This is a genomic window from Bradyrhizobium sp. 154 (assembly GCF_023073875.1).
In the GTDB taxonomy this organism is placed as follows: domain Bacteria; phylum Pseudomonadota; class Alphaproteobacteria; order Rhizobiales; family Xanthobacteraceae; genus Bradyrhizobium.
Window position 1 is genome coordinate 1 of record NZ_JADPKG010000051.1, and the last position, 19,789, is coordinate 19,789.

Annotated in this window: 15 protein-coding genes and 1 pseudogene; 5 read left to right on the plus strand and 11 right to left on the minus strand. The window is 58.3% G+C overall.

Annotation, left to right across the window (positions count from 1 at the left end; translation table 11 throughout):
* The first annotated feature begins 110 nt into the window (after nt 1-110).
* Nucleotides 111-1,154: an IS110 family transposase gene (locus tag IVA92_RS13030; RefSeq protein WP_247278041.1), complete on the plus strand. Its 1,044-nt coding sequence runs from the start codon at nt 111-113 to the stop codon at nt 1,152-1,154.
* A gap of 287 nt (nt 1,155-1,441) precedes the next feature.
* Here IVA92_RS13030 and IVA92_RS13035 read toward each other — a convergent pair.
* A pseudogene (locus tag IVA92_RS13035) lies at nt 1,442-2,348 on the minus strand (transposase); the annotation flags it as partial.
* A gap of 200 nt (nt 2,349-2,548) precedes the next feature.
* Between IVA92_RS13035 and IVA92_RS13040 the strand changes: the two are divergent.
* Nucleotides 2,549-3,484 (plus strand): hypothetical protein, encoded by a 936-nt coding sequence (locus tag IVA92_RS13040; protein ID WP_247277943.1) that lies wholly within the window; start codon nt 2,549-2,551, stop codon nt 3,482-3,484.
* A 1,068-nt stretch (nt 3,485-4,552) separates the two neighbouring features.
* Here IVA92_RS13040 and IVA92_RS13045 read toward each other — a convergent pair.
* The 6 genes from IVA92_RS13045 to IVA92_RS13070 all read right to left on the minus strand — a co-directional run bounded on the left by IVA92_RS13045 (nt 4,553) and on the right by IVA92_RS13070 (nt 10,479).
* On the minus strand, nt 4,553-5,809 hold the full coding sequence (locus tag IVA92_RS13045) for an amidohydrolase family protein (RefSeq protein ID WP_247277944.1): 1,257 nt from the start codon (nt 5,807-5,809) through the stop codon (nt 4,553-4,555).
* A gap of 78 nt (nt 5,810-5,887) precedes the next feature.
* Entirely contained in the window at nt 5,888-6,583 is a 696-nt protein-coding gene (locus IVA92_RS13050; protein ID WP_247277945.1) for an ABC transporter ATP-binding protein, read from the minus strand.
* Nucleotides 6,576-7,310 (minus strand): ABC transporter ATP-binding protein, encoded by a 735-nt coding sequence (locus IVA92_RS13055; protein ID WP_247277946.1) that lies wholly within the window; start codon nt 7,308-7,310, stop codon nt 6,576-6,578. The genes IVA92_RS13050 and IVA92_RS13055 overlap by 8 nt, the downstream gene beginning before the upstream one ends.
* Nucleotides 7,297-8,397 carry a branched-chain amino acid ABC transporter permease gene (locus IVA92_RS13060; RefSeq protein WP_247277947.1) on the minus strand — a complete coding sequence of 367 codons (1,101 nt, stop codon included), beginning with the start codon at nt 8,395-8,397 and terminating at the stop codon, nt 7,297-7,299. The genes IVA92_RS13055 and IVA92_RS13060 overlap by 14 nt, the downstream gene beginning before the upstream one ends.
* Nucleotides 8,398-9,618: a substrate-binding protein gene (locus IVA92_RS13065; protein ID WP_247277948.1), complete on the minus strand. Its 1,221-nt coding sequence runs from the start codon at nt 9,616-9,618 to the stop codon at nt 8,398-8,400.
* A gap of 3 nt (nt 9,619-9,621) precedes the next feature.
* The gene (locus IVA92_RS13070) at nt 9,622-10,479 is read right to left on the minus strand and encodes a branched-chain amino acid ABC transporter permease (RefSeq protein ID WP_247277949.1); all 858 of its coding nucleotides are present in this window, start codon (nt 10,477-10,479) and stop codon (nt 9,622-9,624) included.
* 646 nt (nt 10,480-11,125) lie between these two features.
* Between IVA92_RS13070 and IVA92_RS13075 the strand changes: the two genes are divergently transcribed.
* Nucleotides 11,126-11,305 (plus strand): hypothetical protein, encoded by a 180-nt coding sequence (locus tag IVA92_RS13075; RefSeq protein WP_247277950.1) that lies wholly within the window; start codon nt 11,126-11,128, stop codon nt 11,303-11,305.
* Nucleotides 11,306-12,035: 730 nt separating this feature from the next.
* Here the strand turns inward: IVA92_RS13075 and IVA92_RS13080 are convergent.
* Genes IVA92_RS13080 through IVA92_RS13090 form a run of 3 tightly spaced genes read right to left on the minus strand, consistent with a single transcriptional unit; the run spans nt 12,036 to nt 15,913 of the window.
* The gene (locus IVA92_RS13080; RefSeq protein ID WP_247277951.1) at nt 12,036-13,814 is read right to left on the minus strand and encodes an FAD-dependent oxidoreductase; all 1,779 of its coding nucleotides are present in this window, start codon (nt 13,812-13,814) and stop codon (nt 12,036-12,038) included.
* A gap of 31 nt (nt 13,815-13,845) precedes the next feature.
* Nucleotides 13,846-14,670, minus strand: coding sequence for a phosphoenolpyruvate hydrolase family protein (locus IVA92_RS13085; RefSeq protein WP_247277952.1), 825 nt, complete (start codon nt 14,668-14,670; stop codon nt 13,846-13,848).
* Entirely contained in the window at nt 14,663-15,913 is a 1,251-nt protein-coding gene (locus IVA92_RS13090) for a Tm-1-like ATP-binding domain-containing protein (protein WP_247277953.1), read from the minus strand. The genes IVA92_RS13085 and IVA92_RS13090 overlap by 8 nt, the downstream gene beginning before the upstream one ends.
* 212 nt (nt 15,914-16,125) lie before the next feature.
* Here IVA92_RS13090 and IVA92_RS13095 point away from each other — a divergent pair, with 212 nt between their 5' ends.
* Together IVA92_RS13095 and IVA92_RS13100 are read left to right on the plus strand one after the other, a co-directional pair.
* Entirely contained in the window at nt 16,126-16,299 is a 174-nt protein-coding gene (locus tag IVA92_RS13095; protein ID WP_247277954.1) for a hypothetical protein, read from the plus strand.
* Nucleotides 16,300-17,358: 1,059 nt separating this feature from the next.
* Complete coding sequence (locus IVA92_RS13100) at nt 17,359-17,973, plus strand: hypothetical protein (RefSeq protein WP_247277955.1); 615 nt, start codon at nt 17,359-17,361, stop codon at nt 17,971-17,973.
* A gap of 28 nt (nt 17,974-18,001) precedes the next feature.
* On the opposite strand, the gene IVA92_RS13105 is transcribed toward IVA92_RS13100, so the two are convergent.
* Entirely contained in the window at nt 18,002-19,777 is a 1,776-nt protein-coding gene (locus tag IVA92_RS13105) for a phosphoenolpyruvate hydrolase family protein (RefSeq protein ID WP_256464577.1), read from the minus strand.
* Nucleotides 19,778-19,789 lie beyond the last annotated feature (12 nt).

Consider the following 19,789-nt stretch of genomic DNA (forward strand, 5'->3'; position numbering starts at 1 on the left):
GGCGAACTCAGGACTGGATAAAACTTGATGTGGTGGAACGGCCCGCTCCAACAGCATCAAAGTGCTAGAACGTGGTCGTTGTTCGAACGCCACAAAGGAGGGACCGTTCCATGAAACAGGTTATCACCATCGGGTTGGATCTGGCTAAGCATGTTTTCCAGGTTCACGGCGCGGATGCCGAGGGCTCGCCCGTGTTCAGCCGGAAGCTGCGGCGCAGCGAAGTTCTGCGTTTCTTCGAGAAGCTGCCACCATGCCTAGTGGGGATGGAAGCATGCGGTAGCTCCCACTATTGGGCGCGCGAGATCGCAGCTCTCGGTCATGAGGTGCGGCTCATTCCGCCGGCTTATGTCAAACCCTTCGTCAAGCGAGGCAAAACGGATGCGGCGGACGCGGAGGCCATCAGCGAAGCGGTGACCCGAAAGACCATGCGCTTCGTCCCGATCAAGACGGTCGAGCAGCAGGCTGCCGCGATGGTGCTGAAGACCCGAGCCCTTCTGGTGCGGCAGCGAACGCAGGCGGTCAACGCCTTACGCGCGCATCTGGCCGAATTGGGCATCATCGCCACCGCCGGCCTGGCAAGGATTGAGGCGCTGGTCGCGATCGTGCGGGACGAGACAGATGCTCGCCTGCCCGCAGCAGCGCGCTTCGCCCTGATGGCTATTGCCGATGAGATCGAAGCTTCAGGCGACCAGATCGACAGGCTCGAGCGCGCAATCGTCATGGAGGGCAAGCGCGACGAGGACATGCGTCGGTTGACCACGATCCCTGGTGTCGGCGCCATTACGGCGGCAACCATCAAGGCGCTTGTGCCGGATCCCGGCGGGTTCAAGTCAGCTCGCCACTTTGCTGCCTGGCTAGGATTGACGCCGCGTTCTCATTCAAGCGGAGGCAAAGAGCGGCTGGGACGAATATCGAAGATGGGAAATCCGGAACTTCGCGCTCTCCTTGTCGTCGGGGCAACAGCCGTCTTGCGGGTTGCCCGAAACGACGCTCGGACGCGGCCGTGGCTGAAGGCGCTTCTCGCCAGACGGCCTTTCAAGGTCGCAGCGGTGGCGCAGGCCAACAAGACAGCGCGGATCATCTGGGCGCTTCTGAATAGCGGCGGGACTTATCGGCGTCCCGACCCACTGGTGAGTACCGCGGTCGCCGTCTGATGGATGCAGTGACCGCCAAAACGATCTGACCGGCGCAGGCCGGCAAAGGGCAAGGTGCAACAACAGGCGATGAACCCATGGGACGAAATCCCGAGACGAGTGAAGCCACTGCCCCCAATGCGCTCAAGCGCGTAAACTTGATTGGGCTCCTCGTTTCGCGGATCTCATCGAGGCCAGCGGCCATGTGCCGCGCGCAAAGGCCGGACATATGACCGCACCGTCCCAATGTGTGAATCGATTGAAAAAGCTCTTGCCACGCGGGCCGTTCCACATATGGGGGCAACGTCAATGCGCTTGAGGTGCGCGAACAACATCTCGATTTTCTTGCGGAGCCGGCGCGAGGTGCCTCCCTCCCACGATCTCGCGATCTGGCGCGCATGTCGCGAGCGCCCTCGTAGATTGAGCGGGGCACCCTCCGTGAAGCCTGCTTGGGGCAACACCGAGCCTTCAATGCGCATCGATCACAATCGCGCTTGCTGGCGAGGTAAAGCATGGTGGCACCATCATTCACCAACGTTCCGGTCGTGGTAAGAACTTTGCCACCAGGGCAACGATAGATGTCCCCGGCATGGTCATAGGTGAAGTCGTCGCGCGAGAAGATACGAACTTCGGGGTAACCTCGGTCGCGGCTCCGAAAGCGGCATCATCAAGGACAGCCAAATACTCATCGATTGCTCGGCTGGCAGCCTCCGGCGGAAGTCCCTTATCGCCTTCGATCCCCTTCTGCCGATTGGCATCGGCCTTGATTAGGCTCGCATCGACTGCAAATCCCTCACCGCCGACCAGTCGTTCCTCGATGCAGCGGCGCAGCACGCTTTCGAACACGCGACGGAAGAGGTCGCTCTGCCGGAAGCGGCCATGCCTGTTCTTGGAGAATGTCGAATGATCGGGCACCACCCCATCCAGACCGAGCCGACAAAACCACCGGTAGGCCAAATTGAGGTGAACCTCATCGCACAGGCGCCGTTCCGATCGGATGCCGAAGCAGTAACCGATCAGGAGCATCCGGATCATCAGTTCAGGATCGATCGAAGGTCGGCCGATGCTACTGTAGAAGGGTGCCAGGTCCTGCCTGATCTCTTGCAGATCGACAAACCTGTCGACCGATCTCAAGAGATGGTCGGCGGGAATATGCTTCTCGAGCGAGAACTCATAAAACAAAGCAGCCTGTTCGACTTGCCGATGCCCCATCATAATCTTCAGTCCTGCCAATTAGACAGACTGAATCACTGCTATCCTTGAGTCGCAACTGCCGCCTTTTTCAACAAAATCGGCCACAAGCAGACACGCTTGCGGCGATCAGCTTTGACCAATTGAGAGACTGACAAGTATGATCTTGATGAGAGAACGGTAGCGGCGCGTGCCGGCGAATGACAACAGTTGAGCGAGGACCAGTGGCAGAGACGGCAAAATCCCTAATAGCAAAATCGTGGAAAAAAACCCGAGTTCGAAAACCAAAGCGTGGAGTAGCCGCCATTTATGCGGGTCACGCTATAATTCTCAATAACAAACTTACCTCAGTCGCGTTCCAAAATCACTTGGAGCTCTATGACGAGTTCGTATCTTGGCTCGCAGATGTTGCCACTGTGCTGCTGTATAGCGATGCATCATTGCAGCGAGAGGATTATGCCTACGCCCACTTAGCATCCGCTATATGCTCGCTCGCACTCTCTCTTCGTCATGCAGTGTGTATCGGTCATGACGTGTCCGCGAAAATCCTGGCGCGCTCTCTGGCAGAATATTCAGACGTTATGGCGTTGCTAATCGTGCGACCGGATTTGCGAACCGAGTTTCAGAATGAAGAAGCGCCAGAACAATTTTGGCAGAAGCACGTCCAGCGAGGTAAGGCTAGAAGGTCAGTCCTAGCTGCGTTGCCTCTCGAAGGGCGCGCCCTAGATTGGTCGACGCAGTATGAGGCATTTCGAAGGGAGGAAGGGAAATTTCTGTCAACATCTGTTCATCCTAGCTACGTCAGTGCCGCCATGACCGTGCTTGCGGTGGACGATGAGAAGGTGGCTTGGCCCGGCTTTCTTGGCCGCGTGACAGACGCATCGGTGCGCACGCTGGTCTACGCTATGCAGTGCCTTAGCCTTGTCGTGTTCTTGAGTCGGCTTCCTTTTGGCAGCAAGAAATCTGAGTTCTCGGTCGGTCTCACATTTGAACCCAAGAACAAATTGCATCGGCAAATTGAAGCTCGAAGGTATGTCCTTATTCGCATACTGCGGTTCTTAGGAACGCAGGCGTCCGAGAAAGGCGTGTTCAAAGTAAAGGACCGGAAGGGTCTGAAGAAGTGGGCTCAAGAGGAACTAGGAAACAAGCTACCAGAATAGGCATTGTCCAACGATTTTAGGAGCGGCGTTCGGACGGTTTGCCAATCATTTCCCCGTCCCCCTCGTTCGCTGCCAAAAGTAGCCCAACCTTGGCTCTCTACTCCCAGAATCGAGAATTGTCTGGGTTGGGTCATGCTGACCATAGTGCGAGCGACCGCGAAGTCCGCTTTGAGTCGAGAGTTAACTCGGGCCGAGACGTCGCCATAGCTTGGGACAGGCCTAGCCCCTTGCGGTCCCTCCCACGGCCACCGCCACCACGTCAATGATGCCTGTCTCATCTTCCATCCCCGTACGCGCAAGGATATCATGCGGCGTGCTACTGAGAACCGCCTGCCGTAGCCGAGCCCACGCTGTCCTTTGGAGTGGCCGAAAGTCTTCAGGGACAAGTCGCGCTTCCCGTAACGTAGCTTCGACTTAGAGTGAGTCGTTCTCCGACCTCAGGAAACTCAATTGTCGCGGAGCCACTCTCGGCACAACCGAAGCTGATCCGCCGTTCACCGACACTCTCAATTGATTTCGGTGGGAGGCATTCGCCGGCCAACGCTCGCATTGCTTCATTGCCACTCTCGACCCTCTTACGGACGAACGTCGAGAAGAGCTTTCCGCATCTAAACCAAACTTCGAGCGAGGCCCCATCGGCCCGCCTGCAAATTCGAACGTCCAAATTCTCGACGGGTGTCGGAGGCTGAAGTTTGTCAATTTTGCTAGCACAAGCCGTAGCCATGACAGGAGCAGCATCCTTCATCGACATGTTTGGCTTGAGCCCGAACACCTCCCAATCCTTCCCTGAAGCCCCTTGGACGGCCAGAAGTGAGAGTAAGGGAGCAAGTAACGTGATTGGTCGCATTGCAAAAATCCGAATCAGGTTTAGCGGAGGCTCGTCTAGCCGCGCGGCGATCGGGACGAGGCGTTAGGGGCACGCGTTAGGGGCAGCGTTGGGATACGCAAGTTACCCCGCCAGAAACAATTAATTAAAATCAAACGCTTAGGGGGCGCCGCAAGTCTGGCTGGGGAACCTAGATTCGAACCAAGACAAACAGCGTCAAAACCTGTTACTCGTCCCCATAATCAAGACATTCCAAAAAACTCGGTCGCGTTCTCGCAAAGGATCCTGACCGCCAATCGTTCGGCGTTGCGGGATCGAAAGTAACCGCTCGCAATTTTCTCGTCCAGAACTTCGCCAACCAATTGGCGCGCGCTTTGAATCGCCGCGAACGTCTCCTCAACGTGGAGGCAATCTCCTCCGAGCATCAATCGCGATTCATCCGGCAAGACTTCAATGGCCTCGTGCAGCGCGAGCTTGAAATGGGATGGGCTCAACAGAAAAGACCAACACAAATCTAACCAAACATTTCGGTACACAAACGCCATTCCCAATAAATCCCGGCTCCAGGGATAGGCCAAATGCATCAACAGAAAACGGGTCCGAGGATGACGCTCAATCAGGGGGGCAATCCGCAAGGGATGTGAACCGCTTATGATCGCGGTCCCGAGGTGAGTTTGAACGGGTAGATCCGCCTCGGCTGCGAGTTGACAGAACAAGTCGACAACAAAGTCGCTGAAAGCCTTGCGCGCTCCAGGGGACGGCGACATTTGCCCCCACGCCTGCCGAGCCAGCTCTTCGTTCGGTTCGTCAAAGCTCAGATCCCGGTCATAGGCGAGCGCGTTCTTGAGCGCAATCTGATTGCGCCCGGCGCATCCGGCTACGACTTCGCGGATCGCGGCGCAATAATCGTCGAAGGTTTTCACCTCCATGCCGAGACGTCCAAGCAACGTATGTCCCGAATTTCCATTGTGATCGCGAGATTCAGCATGCCAGCCTAAGGCAAATGCGTTAATGCGCAGGACGGCGTCGTATCTGTCGCCAAGGACCGGGCGCGGGTCGAGCAATGGGTCGAGAAAAGGGTCCGTTACGATCCTCTTGATGGCGGCGCGCCCAATGACTTCGCTTGGCCATTTCGGATCCTTGTGGCGTAAGCGTACTGAAGCGTCTACCGCCTCCCAGTTTTCACGCGTAATTCCGTTGTCACCAACGCCATAAAGGTCAGCAATTCCACTCACGAGGTTACGGACGAATGCGTTTGAGCCGCTCTTCTCCAAGAATGGCGCAAGGGCCTCCCAAGTGGTCGGCTCAGTTGCAGCAGATATCATACTGCTAGTCGCCTTAGGTTCGGATGGCAGGACATAGTTTGTCCAAGCCGCATAGCTCTGTTGAAACAGTTTCAGCAGGTTTACGTCGCGGCTGAGGGCGACCTCGGGCATGTGATGTTCATGCACGTCGACGACTTCGCACGCATTAACAAATTGGTTAATTCCATCAGACATTGTCCGTCCCGCACAATCGTTGTATGGAGTTGATGAAGCCGCTTCTCCGCCCACGCGATGAGAGCCGGGGCGATGCTCCTATGGCGCCAGATACGCCAAAAGACGGGGGTCGCCGCGCAACTGCTGCGATGGCCCCGACAGCGCGACGCGGCCGCGATCGAGCACATACGCATGACCCGCTACGCGCATTGCGAGATCGAGGTGTTGCTCGACGATGATGACGGCGATGTCCCTGGCAAGCTCGCTCAAGCGCTCGGTGATCTCCTCGATAACGCCGATCCAGACACCCTCGGTCGGCTCATCCAGCAACAGCAGCTTTGGGTTTCCCAGCATCGCGCGCGCGATCGCCAGCATCTTGCGCTCGCCGCCGGACAGCGTTCCGGCCGGCTGATCCAGCCGCTGGCCGAGTTTTGGAAACATTCCCATTACCCGATCTACGGCCGATGTATCGCGGTGGAAGACCGATCCGACCGCGAGATTGTCGCGCACCGAGAGGCGCGCAAACACCGAATGCTCCTGCGGCACGTAGCCAATGCCGGCGCGCACCCGCTCGTCGGTCCGGCAACGCTTGATGTCGCGGCCATCGAATTGCACCTCGCCCTTCCAGATCGGCAGCTCGCCGACGATGGCCTTCATGAGCGTGCTTTTTCCGGCGCCGTTGCGACCGAGGATAGCCACACCACCGCGCAAGGGAATGGCGATATTGACGCCAAACAGGACCTGGCTGCGTCTATAGCCAGCGTCGAGATACTTGATATCGAGGAATTCAGGCACGGCGCAGATAAATCTCCTGGACGTTTTTGTTGGCCTGGATTTGCGCAACCGTACCTGACGCCAGGACCTTGCCCTGATCAAGCACCGTCAGGCGGTCGCAAATGTCGCGGATGAAATCCAGGTCGTGTTCGACGATGATAAGCGAGCAATGCTGTTTAATCGGCTGCAGCAATTCGCCGGTGACGCGACGCTCCTCGAGACTCATGCCGCCGGTCGGCTCGTCCAAGAGCAGAAGGCGCGGATGGCCTGCGAGCGCCATCGCGATCTCCAGCCATTGCTGCTGGCCGTGCGATAACGCAGCCGCAGCATCAAAGGCTCGATCGGCAAGGCGGAATTGGCCAAGCATCATCATGACCTTATCGTGCAGTCGTCCTCGAGTACGCGAGAACACCAGATCGAGCAGCGAGGATTGGGCCTGCAGCGCGAGCAGGATGTTGTCGTACAGCGTCAGCGCCGGTAGTACGGAGGTGATCTGAAATTTCAGACTCATACCCGCCCTTGCACGCTCTGTCGGTGTGAACGCGGTGATGTCGGTGTTGGCGAAACTGACCTTTCCTTGTGTCGGTACTTCCGCCCCGGCCAGGCACTTCATCAAGGTGCTTTTGCCGGAGCCGTTCGGTCCGATGAGGCCATGAAACTCGTTTTCGTCAACTGTGAGCGCGGCACCGTCCAGCGCGATGAGCTTGCCGAAGACCTTGGATATTCCGGCGGCTTCAAGAAGCGGCATTACGTATCTCTTTACGTATCTCTTTCGGGCTCGGGCCGAAGCTACCGACACGCTCCCGCTCACCGAGCACCAGGCTGATCAGGCCGAGCGGCCGGAACAGGATGACGAGCAGTAGCAAGACGCCGAGAATGATCGGCCAGATGTCGCGATAGTTGTCGGAGAGCCAGAAACTGAGGCCCTCGACGATTGCGGTGCCGATCACGGCACCAATCAATGTCCCAGAGCCGCCGAACAGGACGTAGAGCACGACCTGGGTCGACATCACGACCCCCAGCATGGTGGTCCAGACGAAGCCCTCATGGAACGCATAAAGGCTTCCGGCAATGCCTGCGATCGCGCCACCTATTGCGAAAATGATTGCCTTCAGGTGTTGAACTTTGTAGCCGAAGAATGCGATGCGCTGTTCGTTCTCCCGCAATCCCGCCAGCGCAAGCCCGAACTGCGAGCGCAACAGAAAGCGCGACGATAGGTAAACCAGTATCAGAATGACCAGCGCCAAGTAATAGAAAGCCGGTCCCTCGCTCAGTGCATACGATCCGATGCTCATCGATTGGATCGAAGGGATTCCGTTCTGACCACCAAGGTAATAAGAACCGCGCGCCAGCCGGTCGGCCGCGTAAGCTCCGGTCATGGTGCCGAGCGAGACGAAGACGATGCTGGAGGCGTGGCGGCCGAGCAGCAGGAAACCGGCCAGCAGCAACGCAGCAACGAAGCCGATCAGAGTACCGAGCGGAATTACGGCAAAGATCGACGCCACGTTGAAATCCCGTGAAAGCAGTGCCACGCCATAGCCAGCCATGCCGAAGAACAACGATTGCCCTAAGCTCAAGATCCCGGCATAGCCCCACACCAAGTCGAACGACAATGCGAAGAGGCACAGAATAAGCACCCGCGTCGCATACACCGTGATGTAGTCCTGCAGCAGCAACGGCGCGACCGCTGCGATGATCAGCACCGCCACTTCAATAACTGGAAGCACCTCTTGGCGGCCGGCGTTTGCAGACGCACTGATAGTGAGGGTCTGCGACGCTTCGATCACGCAGGACGCTGCACGGGTTCCGGTGCTGGTCGACGATACCTGAGACATTCAGCACTCCTTCGGGTCGACTAGGCCGGCGCTACGGGCTACGATCTCGTATTGGCCGCCCTTCGCCACACCGATGTACATGTTCATCTTACAGTGGCGCTTGCCGGGCACCATCTCCGCCGGCCCGCCCGGACCTTCCTCGATCTTGGCGTGATCCAGGGCAGCAGCTACCGCGACCCGGTCAATCGTGCCAGCCTCCTTTACCGCAGCTTCCCACAGCTTCAGTCCTCGATAAGTGCCAGTGGCGGCGCTGCCTGCCGAGAACCGGAACTTGGCAGGAAACTGTTTGTCGTACGCCGCCTGAATCTTGGCGCTCACCGGATCCTCGGATGTCAAAGCCTTGTAGTAGTCGAGGCTGCTTGCGAGACCTTCAATCTCATTGGCCTGGTTCATTACAAGTGTGTTCTCGTCATAGTAGACGCAGCCGAGCCGCCCGCCGTTCTTGGAGAAGCCCGCTCCATAGAGCTGCTTGAAGAAAGGGCTGACGCCGGGAGGGACGATGGTGTTGAACACCACGTCCACCTTGTTGGAGATGATGCGGCTCACCGTGGAGGAAAAATCGATCTGGTCGAGCGGATAGTACTCCTCGAAGATCACCTCGCCGCCATTGCTCTCGATCACCTTGCGCGCATAGGCATTGATCGTTTGCGGCCAGATATAGTTGGAGCTCGGCATCGCGAAACGTTTGCCGCCATTCTTGATCAACCAGGGAATGAACTGGTCGCAATTCTGAGCCGGTACCGGCCCGGTGCAGAACAGATTGGGCATGCACTCTTTGCCCTCGTAGCCCTCCGGATAGATGTAGAGCGTCTTGCCACGAGAGATGATGACGTCCTTGATGGCATTGCGCATCGAGCTTGAAATGCCTCCGAGCACCAGGTCGACCTTGTCTCGCTGGATCAACTTGCGGACGTTGCCGACTGCGACCGACTCGTTGGAGGCCGTGTCCTCGATAAGGAGCTCGATCGGACGCCCCAGTAGACCGCCTTTGTCATTGATCTCCTTGACGATCATGCGAGCGACATTAGCGTCGGTATTGCCGGCAAAGCCGAGTGAACCCGTAAGATCAGTGGCGATACCGACTCTGATCGGGCCTTCCGCGGCGTTGGCCCAGGCCGGGCGGATCACCCAGCTGCCCGGGCCGATTGCAATAGCGGCAGAGGCGAAGGCGAAATCGCGAAGAAAACGGCGGCGGCTGAGTTGTTGGCTGGCGTTGATCATCAGTTAAACCCCTCTTCCCGAGACCAGGCCTTGCGGCCGGACCTTAATGAAAATGATGGCGAGCACGAAAACCAGAACGTCGGCGATCACCGGCGACATCAGCCAGGGCAGCGCGGCACTGAACGTGCCGATTGCGCTGGCGCCGGCGACAGGGCCGGCAAAGGACCCGACCCCGCCCACCATCACGGCAACGAACCCTTGAATAAGGAAGCGGATGCCTAGATCGGCGAACAGCGAAAAGACCGGTACGATCAGCGCGCCGGCCAGACCCGCGAGTGCCGCACCAAACGCAAAGGTCACGCTGTAAATCAAGCCGGTGGAGATGCCTGAGGCCCGCGCCAGCGACGGGTTCTCCAGCGAGGCGCGGACCCGCAGGCCTAAGGAGGTGTAGGCGATCAGCGCATAGCTGGCGGCCATCACGAGCACGGTCATGACAACGATCACGCAGCGCCAAATGGCGAAATGCAGCGTGCCGATGGTGATGGACCCACCGACCGGCTCCGGCACCGAGAGATATAGGCCGCCAGTCAGGCCGCGCACGATCTCGCGAATAATTAACCCGAGCGCGTAGGTGCCGAGCATGGCGACGATCGGCGCCGCGTAGAACCGTCGCACCACGAGTCTTTCCAATGCGAGCCCGAGCGCGCCGACCGCAATAGGCGCGGCGAGCATGCCTAGCGCGACCGGCAAACCGATGCTGTGCACGAGATAGGTGATGTAGGCACCGAGCAGGACGAACTCGCCCTGTGCGAAGTTGAAGATGCCCATCATGCTGGCAATGATTCCGAGACCGAGCACGACCAGCACCACGATGGCGCCGAAGCTCAAGACTTCGAACGCGGCGATAAACAGCGTATTCATGTCGCTACGTCACATTCCTCGGACTTGCGAGCGCATCCTCCGGTCCAGATTGATCGACGGCGTGAGCTGCGGTTGGCATGCAAAGGGGTGGTGACACGAGGCGCTCCTGAAAGGTTTCATCCCGGCACCTGGAGGTGCGGTCGATGGTGCGTTTCTTAAGATGGCTCGCCGATCGACGTTTTATTCACGATATGCAGGGCGAGTTCGCCTAGCAGGAGCGCAACGCAATCTGAGTAATATGGGGTAATGCGGCATTGGTAAGCGGCATTGTGCTTGCAGTAGCGGAGCTCTCGACGAGCAAGCAACTGTCGCCATATCACCTAGTGTGCGTGCTGCAAGATGGCTCAGTCATTGAGGTGGTCGACAACGTGCCGATGCTGGAGCAATTATTGCGCGGGGTGCCTGGCGCGACGCCTGGTCGCCGCAAGGTCGCCGAGCCTGAACTGCTTCATTGTTTGGTGCCCGCGAGCTCAAGCGCAAGCATGTGACCTTCGGGTTGCAGGCGCGCCCGTCCTTGCCCCAAAATGATTGAAAGACAGCGGAAAATGGCCTCCCAGGCTCAGCCTACGACAAGAACGTTGCAAGGACGTTTCTGAAGACAACACGTTTGTGCTGGCCTCGCCGAACCGCCTACAACAGTCTCGGTGTGGGCACGACGCAGCTCTACGACAAAACCGAGAGCTACAATCATAAGCGCCACAGGGAGTTTGAGCTCAGCAACCGCGAGTTTGCTTTTCGCATGAGGCAACGCTTCCCGAAGTCACTGACGAAGGAGTTCCTGCTCGTAGATCTCGTCAACAACATCGATCAGCTTGCCGAGGCCTAGGATGAAGTGCTCAAGCGCCGGGGCGGAGCGAGCCGCCGAGTCCGACCAGAAGCGTTTGCGTCGTGCGGTGAGCGCATACGGAAGTGAACGCGCCAAGAAGTTCTTTGAAGGTGCGCTGAGGGGCAACGAACTACATGCGGCTTGATTTCCTCCACAAACATCCGCAGTTGGCGGATCTGATTCGGATTGTGGCGGACGGAGGGCATTGCTCCGGCCCTGGTTGAAAAGGACTACTGGATCATGCGCTGCCTTTATGGCTTGACGAACTTGGCTTCACATTTCAGCTCAAAGGCGGGACTCGCTTTCCAAGGGTCACAAGATCATCGCCCCTCTTTCGGAAGACAGCGACATCCTGATCGGACTCCCTGGCCAGGATGTGAACGTCGCCAAGAACCAGACGCCTGGGCAACCGTCACCGCTTTCGTAGCCGCGTCCACGCTCTTGCTCAACCGCTGCGGCGGCTGAAGCGTTTTTGTTTGGTGTTGTTAGAGATCGTGGCTCACTGCGGAATAACAAAGCGCGAGATGATATGCAGCCCAGACGAGCTTTGGATACCCCAAAGAGTTGCGTCTGTTCTAACGCCGAGAGTGCCACCTCGCTCAGAGATGAGTTCTGTATGACGGGGCGTCTGAAGGCGTCGTTCAGAGCGATCTCTGCTTGCCACTGATGTCTGGATCATGTCTTTCGCGACCCCAGCGAATACATGCCGCCAAGCACCTGAACTTCACCGTCAAGCTCTAGAAGCCGCAGCCTTTTGCCCCTGATGAGCCGACAGCAGGATGCTGTTCACGGCGCGGTATGCGAAGACGATGGCCGGACCGATCGTGATGCCTGCTCCCGGATAGATCCCACGCATTGGCGAGGTCATGTCATTGCCGCAAGCATAGAGACCCATGATCGGCCTGCCATTTTCGTCCAGGACCTTGCCGTCAGTATCAGTTGCCAATCCAGTCGCTGTTCCGAGCGTTGCCGGCACGATCGGCAGCGCGACAAATGGGGCGTTTCTGATTGCTCCAAGATTTGGATTTTTCATTCCCACGGCAGGATCGCCCTGCGTGCGGTTGAAAACCGATTCGCCACGTTTGAAAAGCGGATCGCGCCCCTCGGCGGCGTGGGCGTTATGTTCCTCGATCGTCTTTTGAAGCTCAGCAGGGTCTAGCCCCAACCGGTTCGCAAGCTCTTCAATCGTTTTCCCCACCTTGATGTATCCGAGGCGTGCATATTTGTCGATGCTCAAGGTCCAGGGCCAGGGGAGCAAATGTCCCATGCCTCTTAAGCGGACGAAGTCGCGATCGCAGATGAAGTAGAATCGCTTGTCTGCCGGATATCCACCTTTGAAAATTGCCAGGCAGATGTCGTGGTACGAATTGGATTCATTGACGAAGCGCTTGCCATTTGGCCCCACAGCAATGACCCCGGGGCGGCCACGGTCGAGCCAGCCGTACGGGACAATTTGCGTGCAGCTGCCGCTCTTCAGGATCGACACGGGCGTCCAGAAGCCGGCAGAGGCCACATCATTGTCAATTGCAGCTCCGCGCCTGGTCGCAAGCCTAATGCCATCTCCCGTGGCATCGGGATGGGCCAGCGTGTCGTCATGCTGGTGAGGGCCGCTTAGCTCGGCTCTCAACTGCGCGTTATGAGCAAAACCGCCCGTTGCCAGGATCACCGCATGCGAGGCGCACACGCGAACCTCAGAATCGATCAGCTTGACGACTGCCCCCGTGACGCGCCCCTCTTCCAAGATGAGGTCTATAACAGGCGACGCCGGCCAAATCTCTACGTCGTATTTGCGCAGGCTCGCGAGCAACCGCGCGATCAAGGCATTGCCTCCGCTGAGCTCGGTGCCACGCCTGTAACTTAGGCGGTCCCTTACGTAGCGGCTGAGGCGACGCAAGACATGCTTGAGCGAAGCAAACGATTGGAACGGGTTCAGAAAGCTTCTCACCTCGCCGGACGAGATCATCATCCCGCCGAGCACAACACGAATAGGGTCGCCTATCAGATCAAAATCGCTGCCTAGAAGCCGTCCATCATAGGGTGCAGGGCTGAGCGCCCGGCCCTTGTCAACCCCGCCGACCTGGCTCGAGTGATAATCGGGCGCAGACGCCAGCGTGAACTTGACCTCTGTCCCGTTCTCAAGTGCTGTGAGCGCAGTTGGACCGTCCTCAAGATAGGCCTCAACAAAGCCTGCCCGATAATGGATACCAAGTTCATGCTGCAGGTAGGTCCTTGCTTTCACAAGCGAGTCATCGATTTTAGCAGACCGCGCGTGGGGCGAACAAGGAACCCAGATCATGCCGTTCGACAGCGCCGTGGTGCCGCCGATTCGCGGAGATTTTTCACATACCGTAACTCGCAATCCGGCCTTTGCCGCATAGAGCGCCGCTGATAGTCCGGCCGCACCGCTACCGACCACGAGTACATCGGTCTCCCAATCATGATCCAGCCTGTTCCCTCGGGGGAATGTGATTGTCTTATCGTTGCCTGATCGGCCGATCGGCTTATCCATTCCAGCCTCGCTGCAAGATTTCCGATGAACGTCAGTGATGTCGCGGGAGCGGGACAGCTTTGAATTCCCCTGCCGCGGCCTTCACCGCCCGTTCGATGGGAATTCTTTCGATGGAGGAGGCGCCAACGAAGCCGATACACTGAGTAGACCGGTAGACCTCGATCGTGTCCTGCGGCTCGGCGATCGCCCCGCCATGACAAAGCAGGATGACATCGGAGCGAACGGTTCGTGCCGCCGTGTTGATGTCGTTAATGCGCCTGATCGCCTCTTGAATTGACTGCCCATCCTCATGGCCCATGAGCCCGCCACGGGTTGCCCCGACATGGGGGACGATGCAGTCGGCACCTGCACTCGTCATGGCTTTGGCGTCTTCGGCGCGTGCGACATAGGCCAGCGAGAAGATGTTCTTCTTGCGGGCAGTCGCAATCATCTCGACCTCTCGCTCGAAGCCGAGCCCAACGCGGCCTCGGCGCTCACGCCATTTTTCACCCATGGTGGAGATGGTCGGATAGTTGATGACGCCGGAGAATCCGGCCCCCCAGAACTTGTCGAGAAGCGCGTCAAGGTCGAGCCGGAGAGGGTCCCACGCCTCGACACCGCCCACGACAGGCACGGAAGAGACGACATTGCGGATTTCGGCCGCAAGCTCGAGCGTGCGCGCGTTGGAATCGCCGATTCGGCTCGTGGGAAGCCCCATAAGGCGCGACAGCCCGGTGCTGTAGACCACCAGCATGTCGGCCCCTCCGAGGACGGCACATTTCGCGACCAGGCCGCAGCTGCTTCCGGCCGCAAGGACCGCTTTTCGTTCTTCGATCTGGCTTGCGATCCTGGACAGGATTTCATTGCGCTCAAACATTCGCATTACAATCAGCCTCCGTGCCCAATTGTTTGAGGATCCAGCTCGCGGCGGCCTCGGCAAATTCGGGATCGTTGATGTGGCAGTTCAGTTCGCGGACCGCGATCTTCGGCGCAAGATTGTCCTTCAGCGCGTCGAGCCAAGCCCTGTCGGCCTCGGGATTGCAAAAAATGCCGCCTTCGCGGTCGTAATCGGAAACGCCATTCGCGGGCCAAAGGACGATGGTAGGCCCCTCCGCTCGCGACAGCCGCTCGGCCGTGAGCCGGCCGATGCTCGCGTTCTCGGAAGGCGTTGTGCGCATGAGCGTTGTGTAGGCCGTATGGGAGTAGAACTGGCGGCCGCGAAATTGATCAGGAATGCTCGAGCGCGGACCAAAATTGACCATATCGACCGCGCCAGGTGCGATCACTTGCGGGATCAATTGCTGCGACGCTGCTTTGAGCCGATCGGGTCCAGCGCTGGCGGCCCCCCCAAAGAGTTCGTCGGCGAGCTCTGTTGTGGTCAGATCAATGACTGCGTCGAATTCACCGGCCGCGATCAGCTGCTCCATTTTGCGCCCGCCGGCCCCGTTGGCAGGAAAGACAATCGCCTCTACCCCGGCCTCGGCAAGGCGCGCCATGCACTGATTTGCCGCGGGCGTCGTTACGCCGAAGGCTGTGATCGCGACAATCTTTCTTTTGTGCGCACCTTGAGCGGGCGCATAGTGCATCGCTGCAATGGCTCGCCCTGCATTCTGCAGCACCCGATCGGTAAAGGCATTGATTCCGAAAAGATCGACGAGCGTCGGATAGAGGATGATGTCGTTGTGGATCGCCAATTCTGCGAGCAGGGCTGGCCTTGCGCTGCTGACCAGCAACTTGGGAAAGCCATAAGGCAAATCGGATACGATCTCCCCGAAAGCCGCGCTACCTTTTCCACCTGCAACGCCAACGATCGCACTGATCGCGCCTGATTGCAGGAGGCCAGCAACCTTCTTGCGCGTGCTTGCGGCTATCTCTTTCAAGAGTTCGGCAGGCGAAGAGACGCGAGCACTGTCAGCATCCTGTTTGTCCCCGGCAATCAAGTTGGATGTACCGATGTCGATCAGGAGGATCTTGCGGCCGCACTCTTTGATGGTACCTGCAAGGTAAGACGCTTCGGCGCCCTTAGTATCCAGGGTCGCCACGATCGCGACCGCGCCCGCCAGCTCGGACGGGTTACCGTCCCGGATCGACCCCTGGTCGTCCGTGCAATGGTGAGACACGATCTTCCTCCCGGACCATTCTTAACAACAGGTGGTCTAGACCGGGCTGAAACCGCTAATAAGATGAGTAAAAGGGCAATTGGGTAAGATTGGGTAGAGGCGGTGAAAGCGCTTGCCAGCCACTTGTCAGCCTGCGCTTCTGCTCAAGATCGCGCGGGGCATCCACAGCCAGTCCCGTCGGTGATGACCATAACCGACATGTTGATGACGATGTGCTGCCGCCGATGGTGATGATCGAGAAGAACCATGATCGATCCGACTACACCGCTGCCCCATCCTTCAGCGCATGGGCTTTTGTCTGCGGCGTCAAGAATTCGGCGAAGGTATTGGCCACATCCCCCAGCGGTCCGGGATCGACCGCGACCGTGGTGAATGCTGCCCATTGATCCTTTGCCGGCGTCCTCGGTGGAAGCCGGGGTCCGGCACATCGGGGCGCATCGAGGCACTCGGACTTGCGCCGTTCGAAAGTCGCCTTGATTGGCGCGCCAGCAGTCCTCCTCGAATTTATGTAAGCGGATCAAGATCCAGACGACATAGACGTATTTCAAGCAGCTGTTGGCGAGGCCTAGCGCGTTGAGGGCTTTTTTCGCTATAACAGTCTCTCAGGTAGGAGCGCAGCTTGGGTGCGGGAAAATCTAGGAGCACCGGCAGATCGGCTCCTTCACGCCGGGCTCGACCGCGTCGCCACTCGCGATGTCGATCATGGCGCGAACGCGCGCGTTGTCGACCGTGGCATGACCTCCTGAGGAAAGCGCGCGCTCTGCCGCCAGCCTCGCAAGGCCCCGCAGCACGCATCGTCGCGGGACGGTCCGCGAGCCCCGGCGGGGACTTGGGGATGTCTTCTTTATGCAGAACGTAGCAACGCGAGTTTCGGCGCGAGGACTTCCCGGCGCTCGACATGATATGCCGCCAACGCAAGGGAACCGCGACGTAACGCTCACCTGCCTACACGCGGATGACGCCGCAAACATGAGGATCACACGAAACCACTCGTCCGCAAGTTCGATCAGTTGCCGCATCACGTCGCGATCCGGCGGGATGATTTGCCGCGCGGCTTGCGATGGCTTCGACGTCCTTGGCGGCCTTGAAGGCGAAAAGATCCTGGTACATTGTGACCGCGCCGATCCGATGACACTGCCGAACGGCTAAAAAATGCCGCTGCTGGATCTCTCCAACAGCGGCTCAAGTTCTAGGGAGAAAGCAGACGACCGGTCTGCCAGCGGATCCCGTCGCATTCGGTAAGAAGTCGGCTAACGTTCGGCGCCACGTTGTCCCGTCGGGCTTCGGTTCTCTTCGGAATTAGCCTGCCAAATATTTCGGCATTGACACGTGTTCGTCGAAAAGGACTTCACCCTTCCCGAATTGCCAACAACAGTAGTGTAGACGGGCTGAAATCACGTATAAGATCAGTGAAACGTTCAAACGGGTAAGATTGAGTAGAAACGGTGAAGGCGACAGCGATCGGCAAGCTTGTTTCGCACCTTTCGGGTACAGCCAAGGGCGCCTGCATGGAAATCTATGCGCCCTCTTTGCGCAGCCTTCCAGAAGGCTCCAAACTCGTCATGGCAACCTTGCCTGTCATTGACTGGAACGACTGCCTTTCGCGAGACCTGCGCAGTCTCCACAAAGAAGCATCCGCTGATGTCTATGCGGGGCTCGTCATGATCGATCCCTTCTCGTGCTGGGAGGATCTTGCCGATTTGTTGAAAGCTGCCGGGATCACGGGGGTCATAAACTTCCCACCTGCATCCCTCATTGACCGGTCGACGGCAGGCAGGCCGGTTGATACCGGACAGGAGCTCGAACTTCGACGGATGGAATGGTTTGCGAGCCTCGGATTCAAGACATTGTTCACCGCCGGTGATGATTCCCAGATCACAGCGGCAGAGCGGCGACTTGGCTCGCATCTTTTCGGTATCATCCATTTGCCGGAAGAAGCTCTCAACCACGCAATTGGCGATGAGATGGAGCTGGTAAGCTTTAAGGACCAGGCATCGTCGTTGCCGAAGTACACGCTCCTGGAGGGCACCGGTTCGAAGCCTCAGGGACGAAAGACGTGAGGACCGGAAGGACGTGAGGAGCAGTAGCCTATTCCAATATCCGCAGCTTCTTGATCTTGTTGTAGAGGGTTTTTCTTGAAAGCCCCAGCGAGCGGGCGGTCTTTCCGCGGTGAAGCCTGTTGCGTTTCAAACCGTCGATGATCCACTCGCGTTCGGAAAGTGCACTTATGGGCTTAGCGGGTGACGACGCGTTCAAAAGGGGCTTTAGGACATCAGCTGTAATGTGGGTACCTGGCAGCATTACCAGCTGGTTGACGATCTGGCGTAATTCTCTCAAGTTACCCGGCCAATAATGGCCGGCGAGCGCCAGGAATGCAGAATTTTCTATCCCGAGCGTTTGCGCGTTCGAAACTCCCTTCGCCTCCACCGTGAAATGTTGAATGAGCTGCGGAAGGTCCTCCAGCCGGTTTGGCAAAGCGGGTAGTTCTATGTCGAGCCCAGCAAAGAAGGCAAGAAGGCGGGGACATAGAACACTTTCCAAGCTTGCTCCGCGAGCCACCGTTACGGTTGCGATGATCCGGGCGTTTGACCTTACAAGGGATGCGCCGTTCAGCGGCGTGAAGGTACCTGTCTCGAGATAGTCGGCAAGACGCTCTTGCCCATCTCGCGACAGCTGATCGACATGCGTCAGCAAGAGCGCAGAATCGCTTGCGCCTTCCAGGAGCGACAGTTGGCGTCTCCTGTTCTCATCGGCCTCGGCGCCGAACAGCGCACCGATCATATCGATTGCGAGGCCCCGACGACAATGAAACAGCGCCGCGTTCACGTGCTTCCGGTCGCTAAAGGAATGAACGAGGCTTGCTATTCTCCGCTTCCCTGATCCCGCCTCGCCCCAAACGAGCACAGGGTTGGGACTAGCACCAAGGCGTCTTGCGGTCTCCAGGGTGCGCTTCATGACTGAGGACTGTGCGATCACCCCATGTCTGAACCCACTTAACTGAAGCTGGCGCTCCAGGAGATCGACCTTCTCCCGCAACAAGTGAATGGTCTTGAACCCCGACGTCACCTCGAGGACTGACATTTCCAGTGGGACACGGTCGAGCGAAGAGCCGCCGATAAAGCCCTGGACACCCGTTTCGCGACAGATCTCCAAGAGTTCGTCAGGCTTGGTTATTGGCCCGCCGCCAAGCAGGCAGATAGCGTTTCTGTCAATCGATTGAGCCACACGCGCAACGGCGCTGGCACGCGCGGCAAGCTCCGCGAGGCTGATCGATGGGGCAGATCCGGTTTCGATGCTCCGGTTGAGATTGAAGTTGATGCAGATGGCCTCAGTGCCCGCTTCAACCATGCGCCTTGCCTCGGATTGGGTGCGCGTATAGGCGATCGTCATCAGGCCGCGTTTTGCCGCCTTCACCAAGAGCTCGATTTCCCGCTCGTAGCCAAGGCCGCATTTCTCAAGCAGTGACCTCCTGTAGTCATCGATATGGATGACAGATGGGAAGTTGGTGACCCCCGAAAAGCCCCATCTGATGATGCGCTCAAGCCACCGGTCGATATCGAGCTGCGGATCGAAGGTACAGGCTCCAAAAAACACCGGCAATTTCGTGCTAGGCAGGATCTCGGTCCGGCCGAAGCCGGCCACGAATTCATTGCAATTGCGTATTGGAAGAATCGAGGCTGGTGACGATCCGCCCATCGCCCGAAAACGACCAGCATTAAGCGCGAGCACGAAATCTGCGCCCGCGCGTTCGGCCGCTCTTGCGGTCATGCCCGATCCGATTCCCGCTCCCAGCACAAACGAACGGGAGTTCCGGAAGAACTGCCTGATCCCGCCGCCCCTTACCTGGTCCGCCCGCGTGTGCATACCGGCCCCGCT